This window comes from Pseudomonas sp. GW821-FHT04D07 (assembly GCF_059420225.1).
The window spans coordinates 114,208-131,803 of the sequence record NZ_JBWKTH010000007.1; the positions used below are offsets into that span (position 1 = coordinate 114,208).

16 protein-coding genes are annotated in these 17,596 nt (G+C 62.0%); 8 read left to right on the forward strand and 8 right to left on the reverse strand.

Translation table 11 applies throughout. The annotated features are described in order from the left end of the window. Nucleotides 1–3: 3 nt before the first annotated feature. Nucleotides 4–1,203 carry a nicotinate phosphoribosyltransferase gene (pncB, locus tag AC07T0_RS11640; RefSeq protein WP_495001312.1) on the reverse strand — a complete coding sequence of 400 codons (1,200 nt, stop codon included), beginning with the start codon at nt 1,201–1,203 and terminating at the stop codon, nt 4–6. Nucleotides 1,204–1,460: 257 nt separating this feature from the next. Further along, nucleotides 1,461–2,360: a LysR family transcriptional regulator gene (locus AC07T0_RS11645; protein WP_495001313.1), complete on the reverse strand. Its 900-nt coding sequence runs from the start codon at nt 2,358–2,360 to the stop codon at nt 1,461–1,463. Nucleotides 2,361–2,524: 164 nt separating this feature from the next. Between AC07T0_RS11645 and amaB the strand changes: the two genes are divergently transcribed. The 8 genes from amaB (at nt 2,525) to AC07T0_RS11685 (ending at nt 12,630) form a co-directional block, all read left to right on the forward strand. Continuing rightward, nucleotides 2,525–4,015, forward strand: a complete 1,491-nt coding sequence (gene amaB / locus AC07T0_RS11650) for an L-piperidine-6-carboxylate dehydrogenase (RefSeq protein ID WP_495001314.1) — start codon at nt 2,525–2,527, stop codon at nt 4,013–4,015. A 242-nt stretch (nt 4,016–4,257) separates the two neighbouring features. After that, on the forward strand, nt 4,258–5,541 hold the full coding sequence (gene amaA / locus AC07T0_RS11655; RefSeq protein WP_495001315.1) for an L-pipecolate oxidase: 1,284 nt from the start codon (nt 4,258–4,260) through the stop codon (nt 5,539–5,541). Between the two features lie 363 nt (nt 5,542–5,904). Beyond that, nucleotides 5,905–7,038, forward strand: coding sequence for a branched-chain amino acid ABC transporter substrate-binding protein (locus tag AC07T0_RS11660; protein ID WP_177098582.1), 1,134 nt, complete (start codon nt 5,905–5,907; stop codon nt 7,036–7,038). A gap of 170 nt (nt 7,039–7,208) precedes the next feature. Then, the gene (locus AC07T0_RS11665; RefSeq protein WP_100939679.1) at nt 7,209–8,123 is read left to right on the forward strand and encodes an ABC transporter permease subunit; all 915 of its coding nucleotides are present in this window, start codon (nt 7,209–7,211) and stop codon (nt 8,121–8,123) included. Between the two features lie 3 nt (nt 8,124–8,126). Continuing rightward, nucleotides 8,127–9,425, forward strand: coding sequence for a high-affinity branched-chain amino acid ABC transporter permease LivM (gene livM / locus AC07T0_RS11670; RefSeq protein ID WP_495001316.1), 1,299 nt, complete (start codon nt 8,127–8,129; stop codon nt 9,423–9,425). Then, entirely contained in the window at nt 9,422–10,297 is an 876-nt protein-coding gene (locus AC07T0_RS11675; RefSeq protein WP_495001317.1) for an ABC transporter ATP-binding protein, read from the forward strand. Before livM ends, AC07T0_RS11675 begins: the two co-directional genes overlap by 4 nt. Further along, on the forward strand, nt 10,294–11,010 hold the full coding sequence (locus tag AC07T0_RS11680) for an ABC transporter ATP-binding protein (RefSeq protein WP_121136216.1): 717 nt from the start codon (nt 10,294–10,296) through the stop codon (nt 11,008–11,010). Before AC07T0_RS11675 ends, AC07T0_RS11680 begins: the two co-directional genes overlap by 4 nt. Before the next feature lie 855 nt (nt 11,011–11,865). Continuing rightward, the gene (locus AC07T0_RS11685; protein ID WP_495001318.1) at nt 11,866–12,630 is read left to right on the forward strand and encodes an SDR family oxidoreductase; all 765 of its coding nucleotides are present in this window, start codon (nt 11,866–11,868) and stop codon (nt 12,628–12,630) included. Between the two features lie 112 nt (nt 12,631–12,742). On the opposite strand, the gene AC07T0_RS11690 is transcribed toward AC07T0_RS11685, so the two are convergent. The 6 genes from AC07T0_RS11690 to AC07T0_RS11715 form a co-directional block, all read right to left on the reverse strand. Next, nucleotides 12,743–13,876 carry an AGE family epimerase/isomerase gene (locus AC07T0_RS11690; protein WP_495001319.1) on the reverse strand — a complete coding sequence of 378 codons (1,134 nt, stop codon included), beginning with the start codon at nt 13,874–13,876 and terminating at the stop codon, nt 12,743–12,745. Nucleotides 13,877–14,173: 297 nt separating this feature from the next. Further along, a complete protein-coding gene (locus AC07T0_RS11695) occupies nt 14,174–14,746 on the reverse strand; it encodes a HupE/UreJ family protein (RefSeq protein ID WP_495001320.1) in 573 nt (190 codons plus the stop codon). Between the two features lie 36 nt (nt 14,747–14,782). Then, the gene (ureG, locus tag AC07T0_RS11700) at nt 14,783–15,397 is read right to left on the reverse strand and encodes an urease accessory protein UreG (protein WP_495001321.1); all 615 of its coding nucleotides are present in this window, start codon (nt 15,395–15,397) and stop codon (nt 14,783–14,785) included. 9 nt (nt 15,398–15,406) lie between these two features. Continuing rightward, nucleotides 15,407–16,081: an urease accessory protein UreF gene (locus tag AC07T0_RS11705; protein WP_495001322.1), complete on the reverse strand. Its 675-nt coding sequence runs from the start codon at nt 16,079–16,081 to the stop codon at nt 15,407–15,409. Continuing rightward, complete coding sequence (gene ureE, locus AC07T0_RS11710) at nt 16,078–16,578, reverse strand: urease accessory protein UreE (protein ID WP_495001323.1); 501 nt, start codon at nt 16,576–16,578, stop codon at nt 16,078–16,080. The genes AC07T0_RS11705 and ureE overlap by 4 nt, the downstream gene beginning before the upstream one ends. A 336-nt stretch (nt 16,579–16,914) precedes the next feature. Further along, the gene (locus tag AC07T0_RS11715; protein WP_495001324.1) at nt 16,915–17,547 is read right to left on the reverse strand and encodes a TetR family transcriptional regulator; all 633 of its coding nucleotides are present in this window, start codon (nt 17,545–17,547) and stop codon (nt 16,915–16,917) included. Nucleotides 17,548–17,596 lie beyond the last annotated feature (49 nt).

Sequence of the window (17,596 nt, forward strand, 5' to 3'; positions counted from 1 at the left end):
TCTCTAGCTGCTGACCTGGAACACATGGCGCAGGTAGGCGACGAAGTTCGGGTCCTTGCACTGGGCCTTGCCCGGCTCGTCGGAGATCTTCGCCACGGGCTGGCCGTTGCAGGCGGTCATTTTAAGCACGATGCTCATCGGTTCCACCCCCTCGATGTCGCAGGTGAGGTTGGTGCCGATGCCGAAGCTGACATTGATCCGACCGCGCAGCGCGCGGAATATCCCCAGGGCCTTGGGCAAACTGAGGCTGTCGGAAAACACCAGGGTCTTGCTCATCGGATCGATGCCCAACTGGTGATAACGATTGATGCATTTTTCGGCCCAGGTCACCGGGTCGCCGGAGTCGTGGCGCAAACCGTCGAAGAGCTTGGCGAAGTACAGATCGAAATCCTTGAGGAACGCATCGGTGGTGATGCAGTCGGTCAAGGCGATGCCGAGCAGGCCACGGTATTCGCGAACCCAGCAGTCGAGCGCGGCGATCTGGCTGTCGATCAGGCGCGGGCCGAGTTGCTGGTGGGCCATGATCCACTCGTGGGCCATGGTGCCCAGCGGCTTCATGTCGAACTCGCGCGCCAGGTGCACGTTGCTGGTGCCGACGAAGCGTCCGGGGAAGTCGTGCTTGAGCACGCCGACCACTTCTTCCTGAACCCGGTAGGAGAAACGTCGGCGGGTGCCGAAGTCGGCGACCTGCAGCTCGGCCAGTTCCTCGACGGAAGCGTTGGCGCTGAGCCAGTCGAACTTGCGATAGAGCTGTTCGCGGGCCTGGCTCAGCAGGGTTTCCTGATAGCGATAGCGGTTGCGCACTTCGCTGACGATGGCCAGCAGCGGCACTTCGAACAGAATCACATGTAGCCATGGGCCGCGCAGGCGGATAAACAACTCGCCGTTCTCGATCCCGGTGTGGATGTAGCGCAGGTTGAAGCGGAACAGGCCGAGGAAGCGCAGGAAGTCCGGCTTGAGGAAACTGATGCGTTCGAGGAAACCCAGCTGGTCGGCGCTCAGGCTCAGTTCCGCCAGACGTTCGATCTGGTAGCGGATTTCCGCCAGGTACGGACGCAGGTCTTCGCTGTTGCGGCAGCGGAAATCCCATTCGACTTCGACGTTGGGGTAGTTGTGCAGCACTGCCTGCATCATGGTCAGTTTGTAGAAGTCGGTGTCCAGCAGGTTCTGCACAATGCGATCGCCAAAGGCCTTATCGCTCATAACGGGTATCTCCATGCCGGTCGCGCGTTGCCGCCGTGTCCTGGCAGTTCTTGAATGAAGACCGCTAGTGGCGCATATCCGCTGGCGGTTTTACCAGCAATTTTTGTTGCTTGTGCCGGCCTCTTCGCGGGCAAGCACCGCTCCCACAGGTTCTCGGTCGTACATAGAACTCAGGTACGGCTCAAGACTGTGGGAGCGGTGCTTGCCCGCGAAGAGGCCCGAGAGAGCACAGGAAACCTCGCGGACGGCTCTCAAAGCTACACAGAGCTGTCGAGCTGCTCCAGCATCCAGGAGACGAAATCCCGCACCTTCGGTACCTCCGCCGAATGCTCCGGGTACGCCAGGTAATAGGCGTCGTGGTTGGGCATCGCATGGGGCCAGGCGAGCACCAGCTTGCCCTCGATCAGTTCCTCTTCGACCAGGAACCTGGGCAGCAAGGCCACGCCGCAGCCGACCTGGGCGGCGCGGATGCACATATAGAAGGTCTCGAAACGCGGCCCGTGGTAACTGTGCTCGGTGTGATAGCCCTGGCTGTCGAACCAGTCGTGCCAGGCCTGGGGGCGCGAGGCGTTCTGCAGCAGGACCAGTTCGCTCAACTGCGTCGGATCGCTGAAGGGTTGCGCCGGCAGGCAGGCCGGCGCGCACACTGCCACCAGCTCTTCGCCGAACAGCTTCACGCATTCGGTGCCCGGGCGCGAACCCTGGCCGAAATAGAACGCCAGGTCGCTACGGCCCTGCAGCAGGTCATCGGCTTCCTGTTCGTTGCAAAGGTCCAGGTGGATATGCGGATGACGCAGGCGCCAGCCCTTGAGTCGTGGTACCAGCCAGCGGGCGCCGAAGGTCGAGGGCGTGGACACCCGCAGGACTTCGGTTTCACCACCGTAGGAACGCAGATAGTGGGTCGACATCTCCACCTGGGTCAGGATTTTTCGGACTTCCACCAGGTACAGATCCCCGGCCGGTGTCAGTTGCAAGCGTCGCCGTACCCGGCGAAACAGCAAGTGCTGCAACAGCTCTTCCAGCTGCGCCACCTGTTTGCTCACGGCGCTCTGGGTCAGGTTCAGCTCTTCTGCCGCGCGGGTGAAGCTCAGATGCCGGGTGACGGCCTCGAAGCATTGCAGGGCCGTGATCGAAGGCAGGTATCTTTTATTCAGCATGGACGGGCCTTTTTCTTCTGTCTTGCGCTGCATGAATAAATGGAATGATATCTCGCCTAATCGTCGTTTGTTGGCAAAGCTGAAGGCCGCTACAACTGAAGGTCTGAATCGTCGTGTTGTTTTCGACGCAAGCTTTCCGTTTTTTGCCTACAGGAGTGACCCCCATGGTTGCCGCATTGCTTGATCGTCTTGGTGTGAACCCGGCGCTGTATCAACAGGGCAAACAGCCCGTGCATTCGCCGATCGACGGCAGCCGCATCGCCGGCGTGAACTGGGAAGGCCCGGCCGAGGTCGAGCAGCAGGTCAGCCGTGCCGAGCACGCCTTTGATGCCTGGCGCAAGGTGCCGGCCCCGCGCCGTGGCGAACTGGTGCGCCAGCTCGGTGAAGTGCTGCGTGAATACAAGGCCGACCTCGGTGAGTTGGTCTCCTGGGAAGCCGGCAAGATCACCCAGGAAGGTCTGGGTGAAGTGCAGGAAATGATCGATATCTGCGACTTCGCCGTGGGCCTGTCGCGCCAGTTGTACGGTTTGACCATCGCTTCCGAGCGTCCGGGCCACCATATGCGTGAGTCCTGGCATCCGCTGGGTGTGGTCGGCGTGATCAGCGCCTTCAACTTCCCGGTCGCGGTCTGGGCCTGGAATACCACCCTGGCGCTGGTCTGCGGCAACGCGGTGATCTGGAAGCCGTCGGAGAAGACCCCGCTGACCGCGCTGGCCTGCCAGGCTCTGTTCGAGCGCGTGCTGAAAAACTTCAGCGATGCCCCTGAGTACCTGAGCCAGGTGATCATTGGTGGGCGTGACGCCGGTGCCGCCCTGGTCGATGACCCGCGCGTGGCGCTGATCAGCGCCACCGGCAGCACCCGGATGGGCCGCGAAGTGGCGCCGAAAGTCGCCGCGCGCTTTGCCCGCAGCATTCTTGAGCTGGGCGGTAACAACGCGATGATCCTCGGCCCGAGTGCCGACCTGGACATGGCGGTACGGGCGATTCTGTTCAGCGCCGTCGGGACCGCCGGCCAGCGCTGCACCAGCTTGCGGCGTCTGATTGCCCATGAATCGGTCAAGGCGGAGATTGTTACCCGTCTGAAAGCGGCTTATTCCAAGGTGCGTATCGGCCATCCGCTGGAAGGCAACCTGGTTGGTCCGCTGATCGACAAGCAGAGCTTCGAGAACATGCAGGACGCCCTGGAGCAGGCCCTGAGCGAGGGTGGTCGGGTGTTCGGTGGCGAACGTCAGTTGCAGGACAAATTCCCGAATGCCTATTACGTATCGCCGGCCATCGTCGAGATGCCGGAGCAGAGCGAAGTGGTCTGCCACGAAACCTTTGCGCCGATCCTCTACGTGATCGGTTACAGCGAATTCGCCGAAGCCCTGCGTTTGAACAACGCGGTGCCGCAAGGCCTGTCGTCGTGCATCTTCACTACCGATGTGCGTGAGGCTGAACAGTTCATGTCGGCGGTGGGCAGCGACTGTGGCATTGCCAACGTCAACATCGGCCCGAGCGGTGCGGAGATCGGCGGCGCCTTCGGCGGCGAGAAGGAAACCGGTGGCGGTCGCGAATCGGGTTCGGACGCCTGGCGCGGCTACATGCGCCGCCAGACCAATACCGTGAACTACTCGCTGGAATTGCCGCTGGCCCAGGGCATCACCTTCGACTGAGGCTCTGCGCTCGGCCGCAATGTCCGGATGGGCGCGGATTCTGTAGGAGCCGGCTTGCTGGCGATGGCGTCCGTATGGACACCGCAAGGCTCAATGGCCTCATCGCTGGCAAGCCAGCTCCTACAGGGGCCGTGTTCGCCTTGACTGAGCGGTAGGAGGGCAATCTCCCTCGGCACAGTAGATCCTCTGCCACAAGGTCAGTCTGGAGTGTGTTTGTTGGGTTTCATTTTCGGAGTCTGGCAATGCCGTTACGCGAAGAATGTCTATGGGAAACACTGACGCCGCAGCGGCCTGAGGCGCCGTCCTTCAAGGGCGAGCTGAAGGTCGATGTCTGCGTCATCGGCGCCGGTATCACCGGGCTCTCGGCTGCGATTCACCTGCGTGAACAAGGCAAGAGTGTCTGTGTACTGGAAGCCCATCGCACCGGCCACGGCGGTTCCGGGCGTAATGTGGGGCTGGTCAATGCCGGGATGTGGATTCCCCCGGACGAGATCGAAGCCGGTTTCGGCGAAGCGGTGGGCGGCCAGCTCAACCGTATGTTGGGGGCGGCGCCGGCCCTGGTATTCAGCCTGGTGGACAAGCATGGCATCGATTGCCAGCTACGCCGCGAAGGTACCTTGCATATGGCCCACAACGCCAAGGGCGAGGCCGATCTGCGCAGCCGCGAAGCGCAGTGGAAACGGCGCGGTGCACCGGTGCAACTGCTGACTGGCAAGGACTGCGAAACCGCCACTGGCACGAAAAAAATCGGCGCCGCCTTGCTCGACCGACGTGCCGGCACCCTCAACCCCATGGCTTACACCTCGGGTCTGGCCAAGGCCGCGTCGCGGCTGGGGGCGCAGTTGTTCGATCATTCCCCGGTCACCCGCCTGGAACGCCAGGGCCAGCGCTGGTCGGTGCAGACCGCCGAGGGCGCGGTCAGCGCCGAACAGGTGGTGATGGCGTCCAATGCCTACACCGAAGGCGACTGGACCGAGCTGCGGCGCAACTTCTTTCCGGGCTACTACTACCAGGTTGCGTCCAGTCCGCTGACCGAAGAGGCCGCGCGGCAGATCCTGCCGGGCGGGCAGGGCTCCTGGGATACCCGTCAGGTGCTCAGCAGCATTCGTCGCGATGCCGACGGTCGCCTGTTACTGGGCAGCCTGGGCAATGGCAACCAGAAACCGACGTGGTTCCTGCGGGCCTGGGCCGACCGGGTGCAGCAGCACTATTTCCCCTACCTGAAGAAGGTCGACTGGGAGTGCACCTGGACCGGTTGTATCGCCTTTACCCCCGACCATCTGATGCGCCTGTTCGAACCAGCGCCCGGTTTAGTGGCAGTCACCGGTTATAACGGACGTGGGGTGACCACGGGTACGGTGGTCGGCAAGGCGTTCGCCGATTACCTGTGTAACGGAAATCCTCAGGCCCTGCCGATTCCCTTCGCACCCATGCGTCCGATCCCGGCGGTGGGCCTGCGCAGTGGTCTCTACGAGGCCGGTTTTTCGCTGTATCACGCGGGCCAGTGCCTGCGGATTGTCATTTGATACAACAAAAAAAGCTGATTCGGACGGTGCTTTTGTTCGAGACAGCTAGCCTGTAATGGTGCGCGATGTAGCAGTCGCGCACCGCGAGTGTGCACTTCGGTGACGCACGTTGTTACAGGGCGGTTGCACACCATTTGGTGCCACGGTTGCAATAGTGGCACCGATTGGTTGCACCTTTTTTATGAAAAGGTTCCACCTCCCGCGGTTTAGACGGTTGCACGCCCAGTTAAAAAGGGCCCGAAACAGTCCATAAAACAATAAGACAGCGACTTTTTGCAGAACAAAAAACCTATGGCACGCCCCTTGCTCTGAGCATTCATTGAAGTCGCAGTGCCAACTAAAAAAACCTTGGAGCACCACCTCATGTCCCAGACGTTTTACAAGAAAGGCTTTGTAGCCCTCGCAGTGGCTGCTGCATTGGGTGTTTCTGCGTTTGCTCAGGCTGACGTCAAGATCGGCGTAGCGGGTCCGATGACCGGCGCCAACGCTTCTTTCGGCGAGCAGTACATGAAAGGTGCACAAGCGGCGGCGGATGCTATCAACGCGGCCGGTGGCGTCAACGGCGAAAAAATCGTCCTGGTCAAGGGCGATGATGCCTGTGAGCCAAAACAGGCGGTAACGGTCGCCAAGGACCTGAGCAACCAGAAAGTCGCCGGCGTCGTCGGGCACTTCTGTTCCTCTTCCACCATCCCGGCTTCGGAGATCTACGACGAAGCGGGCATCATCGCGATCACCCCGGGCTCTACCAACCCTCAGGTGACCGAGCGCGGTCTGGGTGCGATGTTCCGTATGTGTGGTCGTGACGACCAGCAGGGCATCGTGGCCGGCAACTACATCGTCGATGTGCTCAAGGGCAAGAAAGTCGCGGTCATCCACGACAAGGACACCTATGGCCAAGGCCTGGCGGATGCCACCAAGGCCCAGTTGATCAAGCGCGGTGTGACCCCGGTGATCTACGAAGGCCTGACCCGTGGCGAGAAGGATTTCAGCGCCCTGGTGACCAAGATCCGTGCCGCCGGTGCCGATGTGGTTTACTTCGGCGGTCTGCACCCGGAAGCCGGTCCACTGGTCAAGCAACTGCGCACTGAAGGCTTGAAGGACGTCAAGTTCATGTCCGATGACGGCATCGTCACCGACGAACTGGTGACCACTGCCGGTGGTCCGCAATACGTCGACGGCGTACTCATGACCTTCGGCGCCGACCCACGTCTGCTGCCGGACAGCAAGGCGGTCGTTGACCAGTTCCGCAAGTCGGGCTACGAGCCGGAAGGTTACACCCTCTATGCCTACGCCTCGGTACAGACCCTGGCGGCGGCTTTCAATGGTGCCAAGTCGAACAAGGGCGAAGAGGCGGCCAAGTGGCTGAAAGCGCACCCGGTCAAAACCGTGATGGGCGAGAAGACCTGGGACGCCAAGGGCGACCTGAAGATCTCCGACTACGTGGTTTACCAGTGGGACGCGAGCGGCAAATACCACCAGCTGGAAAAACAGAAGTGACATGACGGCCTGACTCGGCTGGCGCCCCGTGCGCCGGCCTGTCGCCACGCGTGTCGTGCAGTACCTGTCTTTTCTCGTAGAACTGCACATGGCTGTGCTGCGACGGCGGTTGAACCCCGGTCCGTCGCGGTGCGCTTCTGTGCAGTCTCTCAAATGCGTGAGATTGCGTTATGGATGGTATTTTCCTGCAGCAACTGGTCAACGGCCTGACCCTCGGGTCGGTCTATGGCCTGATCGCCATCGGCTACACAATGGTCTATGGCATCATCGGCATGATCAACTTCGCCCACGGCGAGGTTTACATGATTTCCGCTTACCTCGCGGCAATCAGTCTGGCTCTGCTGGCTTACTTCGGTATTGAATCCTTCCCGCTCCTGATGCTCGGCACGTTGGTCTTCACCATCATCGTCACCGGGGTGTATGGCTGGGTCATCGAGCGCATCGCCTACAAACCCCTGCGCAACTCCACCCGTCTGGCACCGCTGATCAGTGCCATCGGTATTTCGCTGATCCTGCAGAACTACGCGCAGATCGCCCAGGGCGCCAAGCAGCAGGGCGTACCGACGCTGCTCACCGGCGCCTGGCGCGTCGATGTCGGTACCGGCTTTGTCCAGCTCACCTACACCAAGGTCTTTATCCTGGTGGCCGCGTTCCTCGGCATGGGCCTGCTGACCTATGTCATCAAGTACACCAAGTTGGGCCGCATGTGTCGCGCGACCCAGCAAGACCGCAAGATGGCTTCGATCCTCGGGATCAACACCGATCGGGTGATTTCCTATGTGTTCATCATCGGTGCGGCCATGGCGGCCCTGGCCGGTGTGTTGATCACCATGAACTACGGCACTTTCGACTTCTACGCCGGCTTCGTCATCGGCATCAAGGCGTTTACCGCCGCAGTGCTCGGCGGTATCGGCTCGCTGCCGGGCGCCATGCTGGGCGGGATCATCCTCGGCATCTCCGAATCGCTGTTCTCCGGCCTGGTCAACTCGGATTACAAGGACGTGTTCAGCTTCTCGCTGCTGGTCCTGGTACTGGTCTTTCGGCCGCAAGGCCTGTTGGGCCGTCCTCTTGTGTCGAAGGTGTAAGCAATGTCCTCAACCACTCAAAAATCGCTCGATATCAAAAAAAGCCTGGTTGACGCCATTCTCGCCGGCCTGGTCGCACTGATTGTCTTCGGCCCCATCGTCGGGGTTGTCCTGGAGGGCTACAGCTTCAACCTGCAACCCACCCGCGTCGCCTGGCTGGTGGCGATTGTGATGCTCGGTCGTTTTGCCCTCAGCCTGTTCCTGCAAACGCCCAAGGGCTTGCGGATTCTCGACGGTTTCGAGAGCACCGGCTCCGGCGTGCATGTGCTGGCGCCGGACTACAAGTCGCGCCTGCGCTGGATCATCCCGATCATGATCGCGATCGCGGTGATCTTTCCGGTGTTCGCCAACTCCTACCTGCTGGGCGTGGTGATCCTCGGCCTGATCTACGTCTTGCTCGGTCTTGGCCTGAACATCGTGGTGGGCCTCGCCGGTCTGCTCGACCTGGGCTACGTGGCGTTCTACGCCATCGGTGCCTATGGCCTGGCGCTGGGTTACCAGTATCTGGGGCTGGGCTTCTGGACCGTCCTGCCGCTGGCCGCCATCACTGCCGCGCTGGCGGGTTGCATCCTCGGCTTCCCGGTCCTGCGCCTGCACGGTGACTACCTGGCCATCGTGACCCTGGGGTTCGGCGAGATCATCCGTTTGATCCTCAACAACTGGCTGTCGCTGACCGGCGGCCCGAACGGCATGCCGGCACCGCTGCCGACCTTCTTCGGCCTGGAGTTCGGCAAGCGCGCGAAGGAGGGCGGGATTCCCTTCCATGAGTTCTTCGGTATCGCCTACAACCCGGATGTGAAGTTCTATTTCATCTACACCGTGCTGTTCCTCGTGGTTCTGGCCGTGCTCTACATCAAGCATCGCCTGACCCGCATGCCGGTGGGCCGCGCCTGGGAAGCCTTGCGTGAAGACGAGATCGCCTGCCGCGCCATGGGCTTGAACCACGTGCTGGTGAAACTCTCGGCATTCACCCTGGGCGCGTCCACCGCCGGTCTGGCCGGGGTGTTCTTCGCCACCTACCAGGGCTTCGTCAACCCGACCTCCTTCACCTTCTTCGAGTCGGCGTTGATCCTCGCCATCGTCGTGCTGGGCGGCATGGGCTCGACCATCGGTGTGGTGATCGCGGCCTTTGTCCTGACCGTGGCGCCGGAGCTGCTGCGCAGCTTCGCCGAGTACCGCGTGTTGCTGTTCGGCGTATTGATGGTGTTGATGATGATCTGGCGGCCACGTGGCCTGATCCGCATCAGCCGCACCGGGGTGACCCCACGCAAGGGCGTCCTGGTGGGAGGGACTGGCCAATGAGTAATGACATCGTTCTGAAAGTCGACAAGCTGATGATGCACTTCGGGGGGATCAAGGCCCTCAGCGACGTCAGCCTGCAAGTCAAACGCAACTCGATCTTCGCCCTGATCGGCCCCAACGGCGCGGGCAAGACCACGGTGTTCAACTGCCTGACCGGCTTCTACAAGGCCACCGGCGGCAAGATCGAACTGAATGTACGCGACAAGCGCACCAACGTGATCCAGCTGCTGGGTGAATCCTTTCGCCTGGGGGATTTCGCTTCGCCGAAAACCTTCTTCAGCCGGCTTTACTACAAGATGTTCGGCGGCACCCACCTGGTGAACCGTGCGGGCCTGGCCCGGACCTTCCAGAACATTCGCCTGTTCAAGGAAATGTCGGTGCTGGAGAACCTGCTGGTGGCCCAGCACATGTGGGTCAACCGCAACATGCTCTCCGGCATCCTCAATACCAAGGGCTACCGCAAGGCTGAAAGCGATGCCCTGGACACCGCGTTCTACTGGCTGGAAGTGGTCGACCTGGTGGACTGCGCCAACCGCCTGGCCGGTGAGTTGTCCTACGGCCAGCAACGCCGCCTGGAAATCGCCCGAGCCATGTGCACGCGGCCGCAGATCATCTGTCTCGACGAACCGGCGGCGGGCCTCAACCCCCAGGAAACCGAAGCGCTGAGCGCGATGATCCGGCTGCTGCGCGACGAGCACGACCTGACCGTGGTGCTGATCGAACACGACATGGGCATGGTCATGAGCATTTCCGACCACATCGTGGTACTGGACCACGGCAATGTGATTGCCGAGGGTGGTCCGCAAGACATCCGTAACGACCCGAAAGTGATTGCCGCCTACCTGGGCGCCGATGAAGAGGAGCTGGTATGAGTCAACCTATCCTCGAACTGAAGAACCTGGAAGTGTTCTACGGACCGATCCAGGCCCTGAAAAAAGTCTCGCTGCACATCAACGAAGGCGAAACCGTCAGCCTGATCGGCTCCAACGGCGCGGGCAAGTCGACGCTGCTGATGTCGATCTTCGGCCAGCCGCGGGCCGCCGCCGGGGAGATTATCTACCGGGGGGTCGACATCACCCACAAGTCGTCCCACTACATCGCCTCCAACGGCATTGCCCAGTCGCCGGAAGGTCGCCGGGTGTTCCCGGACATGACTGTGGAAGAGAACCTGCAGATGGGCACTATCCCCATTGGCGACCGGTTCGTCGACGAGGACATGCAGCGCATGTTCGAGTTGTTTCCACGGCTCAAGGAGCGGCGCAACCAGCGGGCCATGACCATGTCCGGCGGCGAGCAGCAGATGCTGGCGATCGCCCGGGCGCTGATGAGCCGGCCCAAGCTGCTGTTGCTGGACGAACCGAGCCTGGGGCTGGCGCCGATCGTGGTGAAGCAGATCTTCGCCACCCTGCGCGAGCTGGCGGCCTCGGGCATGACCATCTTCCTGGTGGAGCAAAACGCCAACCACGCGCTGCGCTTGTCGGACCGGGCCTATGTGATGGTCAACGGCGAGATTCGCCTGAGCGGTACCGGCAAGGAGCTGCTGGTCAACGAGGAGGTGCGTAACGCCTACCTGGGCGGGCATTGAGCCCTCGCAACAGCGGTTGACAAGGTCACTGTAGGAGCCGGCTTGCCGGCGATGACGCCCTGAAGTCTTGCGTCGCGTTGACGAACGCCATCGCCGGCAAGCCGGCTCCTACAGGTTATGCGCCACCCTGAAACGCCCCGTGATCTTCGGATCCGGGGCGTTTTTTTTTCCTGTCCACAGCCTGGATCGGAAATTGTGGAAAACAATCTGCGCAACCTGCCAAAGTGCGACATGAAACCGCTGCAAATGATTGTTTTGTCATCAATTTGACTTGTCCCCGTTTGCTGTGGAGGTGGCTGTGGGTAACGTGGGAGTAGCTGGCTGAGAGCCTTTGAAACCGTGGCTCGCAGCGCGTTGGTTGTTTTTTGATCGGCTCTGTTTTGCAGAGCGCCAGGTGATTTTGTCAACAGGTTTATTGTCACACCTTGCGCCTGGAAAACACCCGGCACAGCCTGTGGATAACTCTGTGGGCAAACTCTGGAAACATGTCCCTGGACGGCGTAGTTACTGGCCTGGAGCCACTGGGGTGAAATCGTCCACCGGGGCTTTTTCCGCGATGGCTGCACAACGGGTGTTACGGGGTCAAGGGAAAAACTTTGGAAAAAGCGCTGGAGGCCTTGTGTACAGTGCGGTGGAGGGTTTTCGAGTTGCCCCCGGATACTGTGGACGGGGCTGTGGATAAGGTGCGTACAGCAGGCTCCAGGCCACGGCTTGTCTGGCTTTGCTGCGATTGATCGTTTTTTGTACAGAGTTGTGCCGTGCAAGATTCCATTTCTTCACTGGCCGGCGTTGAGGCATGCTGCGCAACGACCGTATTCATATCTGGCGGCCCACGGGCCGAGCAAGGAGAACTCCATGACATCCACGTTGTTTATCACGGGCGCGACTTCCGGTTTTGGCGAGGCTTGTGCCCGTCGTTTTGCCGAGGCCGGCTGGAAGCTGGTGCTTACCGGCCGTCGCGAAGAGCGCCTGAATGCCCTGTGTGCGGAGCTGTCGCAGCAGACCGAAGTGCATGGCCTGGTGCTGGATGTGCGCGACCGCAAGGCCATGGAAGATGCCATTGCCAACCTGCCGCCGAGCTTCGCCAAGCTGCGTGGGCTGATCAACAACGCGGGCCTGGCTCTGGGGGTCGACCCGGCGCCCAAATGCGACCTGGACGATTGGGACACCATGGTCGACACCAACATCAAGGGCCTGATGTACAGCACCCGTCTTCTGCTGCCACGGTTGATTGCCCATGGGCGTGGGGCGGGGATCATCAACCTGGGTTCGATTGCCGGCAACTACCCGTACCCGGGCAGCCATGTCTATGGGGCGAGCAAGGCGTTCGTCAAACAGTTCTCCCTGAACCTGCGCTGCGACTTGCAGGGCACGGGCGTGCGGGTGACGAATATCGAGCCGGGGCTGTGTGAAAGCGAGTTCTCGCTGGTGCGGTTTGCCGGTGACCAGGCGCGTTACGACGCGACCTATGCCGGCGCCGAGCCGATCCAGCCGCAGGACATCGCCGATACGATTTTCTGGGTGCTCAACACCCCGGCCCACATCAATATCAACAGCCTTGAGCTGATGCCGGTGAGCCAGACCTGGAGCGGGTTTGCCATTGAGCGGAACAAGGGCTGATAGGCGTTTGTGAAACCTGTAGGAGCCGGCTTGCCGGCGATGGCGGCCGAAAGATCGATGCAGGGCTCAAGGGCCTCATCGCCGGCAAGCCGGCGCCTACAGGGATCAAGGCTCAGCCGAAATACTCGGCCAGGCCGCTCAGGCAGGTCGCCAGGTGATAAGGCGTGGTCGACGGCATATCGCGCCGGCTGACCTTGCCCTTGGCGTCCAGGCATTCGTGCCAGCCAGCCGGGTGCAGGAAGTGCTGCTGCAAGGCGGCCAACTGACGCTGCAAGCGCGCCGAGTTATCCACACGCAAGGTTAGCGCTCGCAGGTATTCGGCCTGGGCCCAGATGCGTTGGGTGCCGTCGCGCAGGTTGCCGTTGGTGTCGAGCATACTGTTGACCGCGCCGCTGTGCGGATCAACCCCTGACTGCTCGGCAAACGCGAACGCGCGATCCAGTGAGCCATGCAGCGCCGTGCCACGCAGCAAGGGCGATGATTCCAGCAGGAACAGCCATTCGAACTGATGGCCCGGTTCGAACCAGTTATCCACAGCTCCCAGCGGTTTCTCCAGCATCACGCCGTGATGACGGTCGATAAAGCGTTGCTGCATGGCGGCGACCAGAGCCAGCAATGCCTCCTGCGTGGCGGCATCTTCGCGTACCGACAAGGTGGCCAGAAAGGCTTCGGCCAGGTGCATCAACGGGTTCTGCAGCGGCCCGCTGCCCAGCGGCGACCAGTCGCGCTCCAGGCTCGCCTCATACAGGCCGTCGCCATTGGCGAAGCGCACGGCGATCACTTCCAGGGCGGCGTTGAGCACAGACTCGACCAATGGCTCGCGGACCTTGGCCCAGTAGTGGGCACAGGCGAAGAGAATGAAGGCGTGGGTGTAGAGATCCTTGCGGGTGTCCAGCGGCTTGCCTTGCGGGTCGATGCTGTAGAACCAGCCGCCGTACTCGGCATCGTGGAAATGCCGTTGCAATGAGCGGAACAGCGCGCTGGCGCGCTCACCGGCGGCCGGGAAGGCGGCATCGCCGATCAGGCTGGAAAACAGATACAGTTGCCGGGCGCAGGCCATGGCGCGATAGCGTTGCGCGGGCAACGGCCGATGGTCGGCGTCCAGTGCCTCGTAGGGCAGCGCCATATCGGCATTCCAGCCGGGGCCTTGCCACAGCGGCACGATGACCTGGCGGAAATGGTCTTGCACGGTGTTGAACAGTGCGCTCAATTCAGGCGTGGAGGCGGAGCTGGAAACATCGGGCATTGGCTGGCGTCGTCAGGGCAAGGGCAGTTGCGCGACATGTTAACAGGCGGCCGCTGGCGATGCTGTTCCTTGTGGTGAGCGAGTTTGCTCCAATCAATGCCATTCACTTAAGGCCGAACACGGTTCCTGTGGGAGCAGAGCTTGCTCGCGAAGAGGCCAGTGAGAACGCTAAAGGCTTCGCGGGCAAGCTCCGCTCCCACAGAGATAGGGCGTTTTCAGCAGCGCTATTCCTTTACTGAGCGGCATCGCGGCGAGCCCGCGCGCCACAAAATCTGGCTGTCACGGGGGGGGCGCTGTCTAGCCCGCCAGCAACCACACACCGGTCGCCGCCGAAGCGACACCGGCTACCCGCACCAGCGGTGCCGCAGCCTGCGGTAATACCCGCACCACGGCATAGCCCAGCGCATGCAAAGTCGCGGTCACGACCACAAAACCGGCCGCATAGGTCCACGGGCTCGACATCTCCGGCAGCTCCAGACCATGAGCGACACCGTGGAACAAGGCAAACAGCGCCGTCGCCGCCATCGCCAGGCGCAAGGGTGGCCGTACCGCCAGCGCCACGGCCAGACCCAGGGCCAATACCGAGGCGGCAATCCCGCTTTCCAGTGCCGGTAACGCCAGCCCTTCGAAACCCAGTAGCCCGCCGATCAGCAGGGTGCCGACAAAGGTGCAGGGCAACGCCCAGCGCGCGGCGCCTTGTTGCTGCGCCGCCCACAAACCGACCGCGACCATCGCCAGCAAATGATCGATGCCGCCGAGCGGATGGCTGACACCGGCCATCCAGCCGCTGTCGCCATGACCGGGATGGGCAAAGGCGGCGGCTGGCGTCAGCAACAGGGCGAGGGTGCCGAGGATTTTATTCCATGTCATGAGCAAGGCTCCTGGTTTGTTGAGGGGGGGCCAGCATCAGGCCGCGGTCAGCAGGCCCTGGCGTTCGATAAAGGCGACGATGGCTTCCAGGCCATATCCGGTTTTCTGGTTGCTGAAGACAAACGGCTTGTCGCCGCGCATGCGGCGGGTGTCGCTGTCCATCATCTCCAGGGACGCGCCCACCAGCGGTGCCAGGTCGATCTTGTTGATCACCAGCAGGTCGGACTTGCAGATCCCCGGCCCGCCCTTGCGCGGCAGCTTGTCACCGGCCGAAACGTCTATCACATAGATCGTCAGGTCGGAGAGTTCCGGGCTGAAGGTCGCCGAGAGGTTGTCGCCACCGGACTCCACCAGGATCAGGTCGAGTCCCGGGAAGCGACGGTTCAATTGGTCGACGGCTTCAAGGTTGATCGAGGCGTCTTCACGAATCGCGGTGTGCGGGCAGCCACCGGTTTCCACGCCGATGATCCGCTCTGGGGCCAGGGCCTCGTTGCGCACCAGGAAGTCGGCGTCTTCACGGGTGTAGATATCGTTGGTGACCACCGCCAGGTTGTAGCGGTCGCGCAGGGCCAGGCACAGGGCCAGGGTCAGGGCGGTCTTGCCGGAGCCCACCGGGCCACCGATACCGACGCGCAGAGGTTGTGTGTTCATCATGTTCTCCTAGGAACGAAACAGGCGGCTGTACTGGCGTTCATGGGCCATGCACGCCAGGGACAGGCCGAAGGCGGCGCTGCCGATGGATTGACGGTCCTGGGCCGTGGCGGCTTGCTGGGCCTGTTGCAGCAGGGGCAGCAATTCGCTGGTCAGGCGTTGGGCGGCTTGCTGGCCCAGCGGCAGGGTTTTCATCAGCACCGCCAGTTGGTTTTCCAGCCAGCTCCAGAGCCAGGCGGCCAGGGCGTCCTGGGGGCTGATATGCCAGGCGCGAGCGGCCAGGGCCCAGCCGAGGGCCAGATGCGGTTCGCCTTGCTGTGCGAGGAAGGTGCGGGCGGCGTCATCCAGTTCCGGCAGACCACTGAGCAACTGCTGCAGGGAATATCCCATCTGCCGGCTTTCCTGATACAGCTCGCGGGTTTCACGGCTGGCGCGGTGTTCTTCGCCGAGCTGTTTCAGCTCGGCCCAGTTGTCGTCCGCCGCGGCGTGACAGTGGGCGAGCAGCAGCGGCGCTTCAAAGCGGGCCAGGTTGAGCAGCAATTGATCGGCGATCCAGCGCCGGGCGCCGTCCGCGTCCTTGACCCGGGCTTGCTCCACGGCCATTTCCAGACCCTGGGAATAGCTGTAGCCGCCGATCGGCAGTTGCGGGCTGGCCAGGCGCAGCAGCGCCCAGGCCGGATTCATGGGCGCACACCGAACTGGTGCAGGCGCGGCGGGTAGTTGAAGTCTTCGTCGCCGTGGCGGGAATGGTGATGGCCGCCGCCGTAGGCCCCGTGTTCCGGCTGGAACGCTGCTTCGAGGGTTTCGGTATGGGCGCCGAGCTGTTCGAGCATGGCCTTGAGCACGTAGTCGTCGAGCAGCCTGAGCCAGCCGTCGCCGATTTGCAGGGCGACATGGCGGTTACCCAGGTGATAGGCGGCGCGGGTCAGTTCGAAGGCATTGCGGCAGGTGACGTGCAGCAGCTGTTCGGGGCGGGCGCAGACGCGCACGATACGGCCATCCTCAGCTTGCAGGTATTCGCCGTCGTACAGCGGTGGCTGGCCACGTTCGAGGAACAGTCCTACGTCTTCACCCTCGGCACTGAAACAGCGCAGGCGACTTTTGCTGCGGGCTTCGAAGTTCAGGTGCAGCTCGGCGGCCCAGGTCGATTGCGCTTCGATTCTGCGATGAATCACCAACATCAAGAGGCTTCCGGCAATGAGCGATGCTTGAGCTAGAGCAAGGGGCTTGCCAATCGCTCGCCACGTAGGAAAACCCTGTCAGAAAGCGTTGGATGCCTGAAAAGGGAGCGTAGTCATGTTTCAGAATGTTTCAATGTGGTGCGTAGGTGGTATTGGCGCGCTTTTGTGGTGCCTTTCTGGCCTCATCGCCGGCAAGCCAGCTCCTACAGGTCGGTGTTCCACCACTAAGATAGCGTCGTGCTCCTGGGTGGCGGCCGGGATACATTGAATCCTGATGCGGTATGAAACCTGTAGGAGCCAGCTTGCTGGCGATCCGGGTGCAGGCACCCGCTCCGGTTACTCGGTACTCCCGAGTCCTTGCCAATGCTTCAAGCCGATAAAGATGAAGCGCAACTGCTGGGTAATCTTGGCCTGGGGTGTCAGGTGCTCCGGCAGGGGTTCGGAGGGTGGGTCGATGATGTCCGGCAAGGTGGCGAACACGCTCTTGACGATCAGATCGGCCATGACTGCCAATCCGGCCGGGCCCAGATGGTCGAGCTTGGGCATCAGTCCCAGGTCGGTGGCCAGGTCCGTGCTGATATTTTCCCGCAACGCACCGATGGCCTGGCGCACCGGTAGCGAGCCGCCGTATTGCTCACGGGCGAGAAACAGGAACTGCGAACGATTGGCCGCCACTACATCGAGAAAGATCCGTACCGACGCATCGATGATGCCGCCCATGACGAACTCGTTGTGGCGCACCAGCCGAATGGTTTCGCGGAAGGTCTGGCCGACTTCGCGCACCAGGGCCAGGCCGAGCTGGTCCATGTCGTCGAAATGCCGGTAGAAGCCGGTGGGCACGATCCCGGCGGTCTTTGCCACTTCCCGCAGGCTCAGGCTGCCGAAGCCACGGCCGGATTCCATCAGGTGCCGGGCAGCGTCCATGAGCGCATGTCGAGTCTGTTGTTTCTGTTCGGCGCGGGGCAGCATCGCAAAGGTATTTTCTGGATGAAGAGAGCGGCGCACTCTAGCAAATCAG

Bases quoted from the DNA above. Each gene is read 5' to 3' on its own strand.
- pncB (WP_495001312.1), bottom strand. From the start codon at position 1,203: ATGAGCGATAAGGCCTTTGGCGATCGCATTGTGCAGAACCTGCTGGAC.
- AC07T0_RS11645 (WP_495001313.1), bottom strand. From the start codon at position 2,360: ATGCTGAATAAAAGATACCTGCCTTCGATCACGGCCCTGCAATGCTTC.
- amaB (WP_495001314.1), top strand. From the start codon at position 2,525: ATGGTTGCCGCATTGCTTGATCGTCTTGGTGTGAACCCGGCGCTGTAT.
- amaA (WP_495001315.1), top strand. From the start codon at position 4,258: ATGCCGTTACGCGAAGAATGTCTATGGGAAACACTGACGCCGCAGCGG.
- AC07T0_RS11660 (WP_177098582.1), top strand. From the start codon at position 5,905: ATGTCCCAGACGTTTTACAAGAAAGGCTTTGTAGCCCTCGCAGTGGCT.
- AC07T0_RS11665 (WP_100939679.1), top strand. From the start codon at position 7,209: ATGGATGGTATTTTCCTGCAGCAACTGGTCAACGGCCTGACCCTCGGG.
- livM (WP_495001316.1), top strand. From the start codon at position 8,127: ATGTCCTCAACCACTCAAAAATCGCTCGATATCAAAAAAAGCCTGGTT.
- AC07T0_RS11675 (WP_495001317.1), top strand. From the start codon at position 9,422: ATGAGTAATGACATCGTTCTGAAAGTCGACAAGCTGATGATGCACTTC.
- AC07T0_RS11680 (WP_121136216.1), top strand. From the start codon at position 10,294: ATGAGTCAACCTATCCTCGAACTGAAGAACCTGGAAGTGTTCTACGGA.
- AC07T0_RS11685 (WP_495001318.1), top strand. From the start codon at position 11,866: ATGACATCCACGTTGTTTATCACGGGCGCGACTTCCGGTTTTGGCGAG.
- AC07T0_RS11690 (WP_495001319.1), bottom strand. From the start codon at position 13,876: ATGCCCGATGTTTCCAGCTCCGCCTCCACGCCTGAATTGAGCGCACTG.
- AC07T0_RS11695 (WP_495001320.1), bottom strand. From the start codon at position 14,746: ATGACATGGAATAAAATCCTCGGCACCCTCGCCCTGTTGCTGACGCCA.
- ureG (WP_495001321.1), bottom strand. From the start codon at position 15,397: ATGAACACACAACCTCTGCGCGTCGGTATCGGTGGCCCGGTGGGCTCC.
- AC07T0_RS11705 (WP_495001322.1), bottom strand. From the start codon at position 16,081: ATGAATCCGGCCTGGGCGCTGCTGCGCCTGGCCAGCCCGCAACTGCCG.
- ureE (WP_495001323.1), bottom strand. From the start codon at position 16,578: ATGTTGGTGATTCATCGCAGAATCGAAGCGCAATCGACCTGGGCCGCC.
- AC07T0_RS11715 (WP_495001324.1), bottom strand. From the start codon at position 17,547: ATGCTGCCCCGCGCCGAACAGAAACAACAGACTCGACATGCGCTCATG.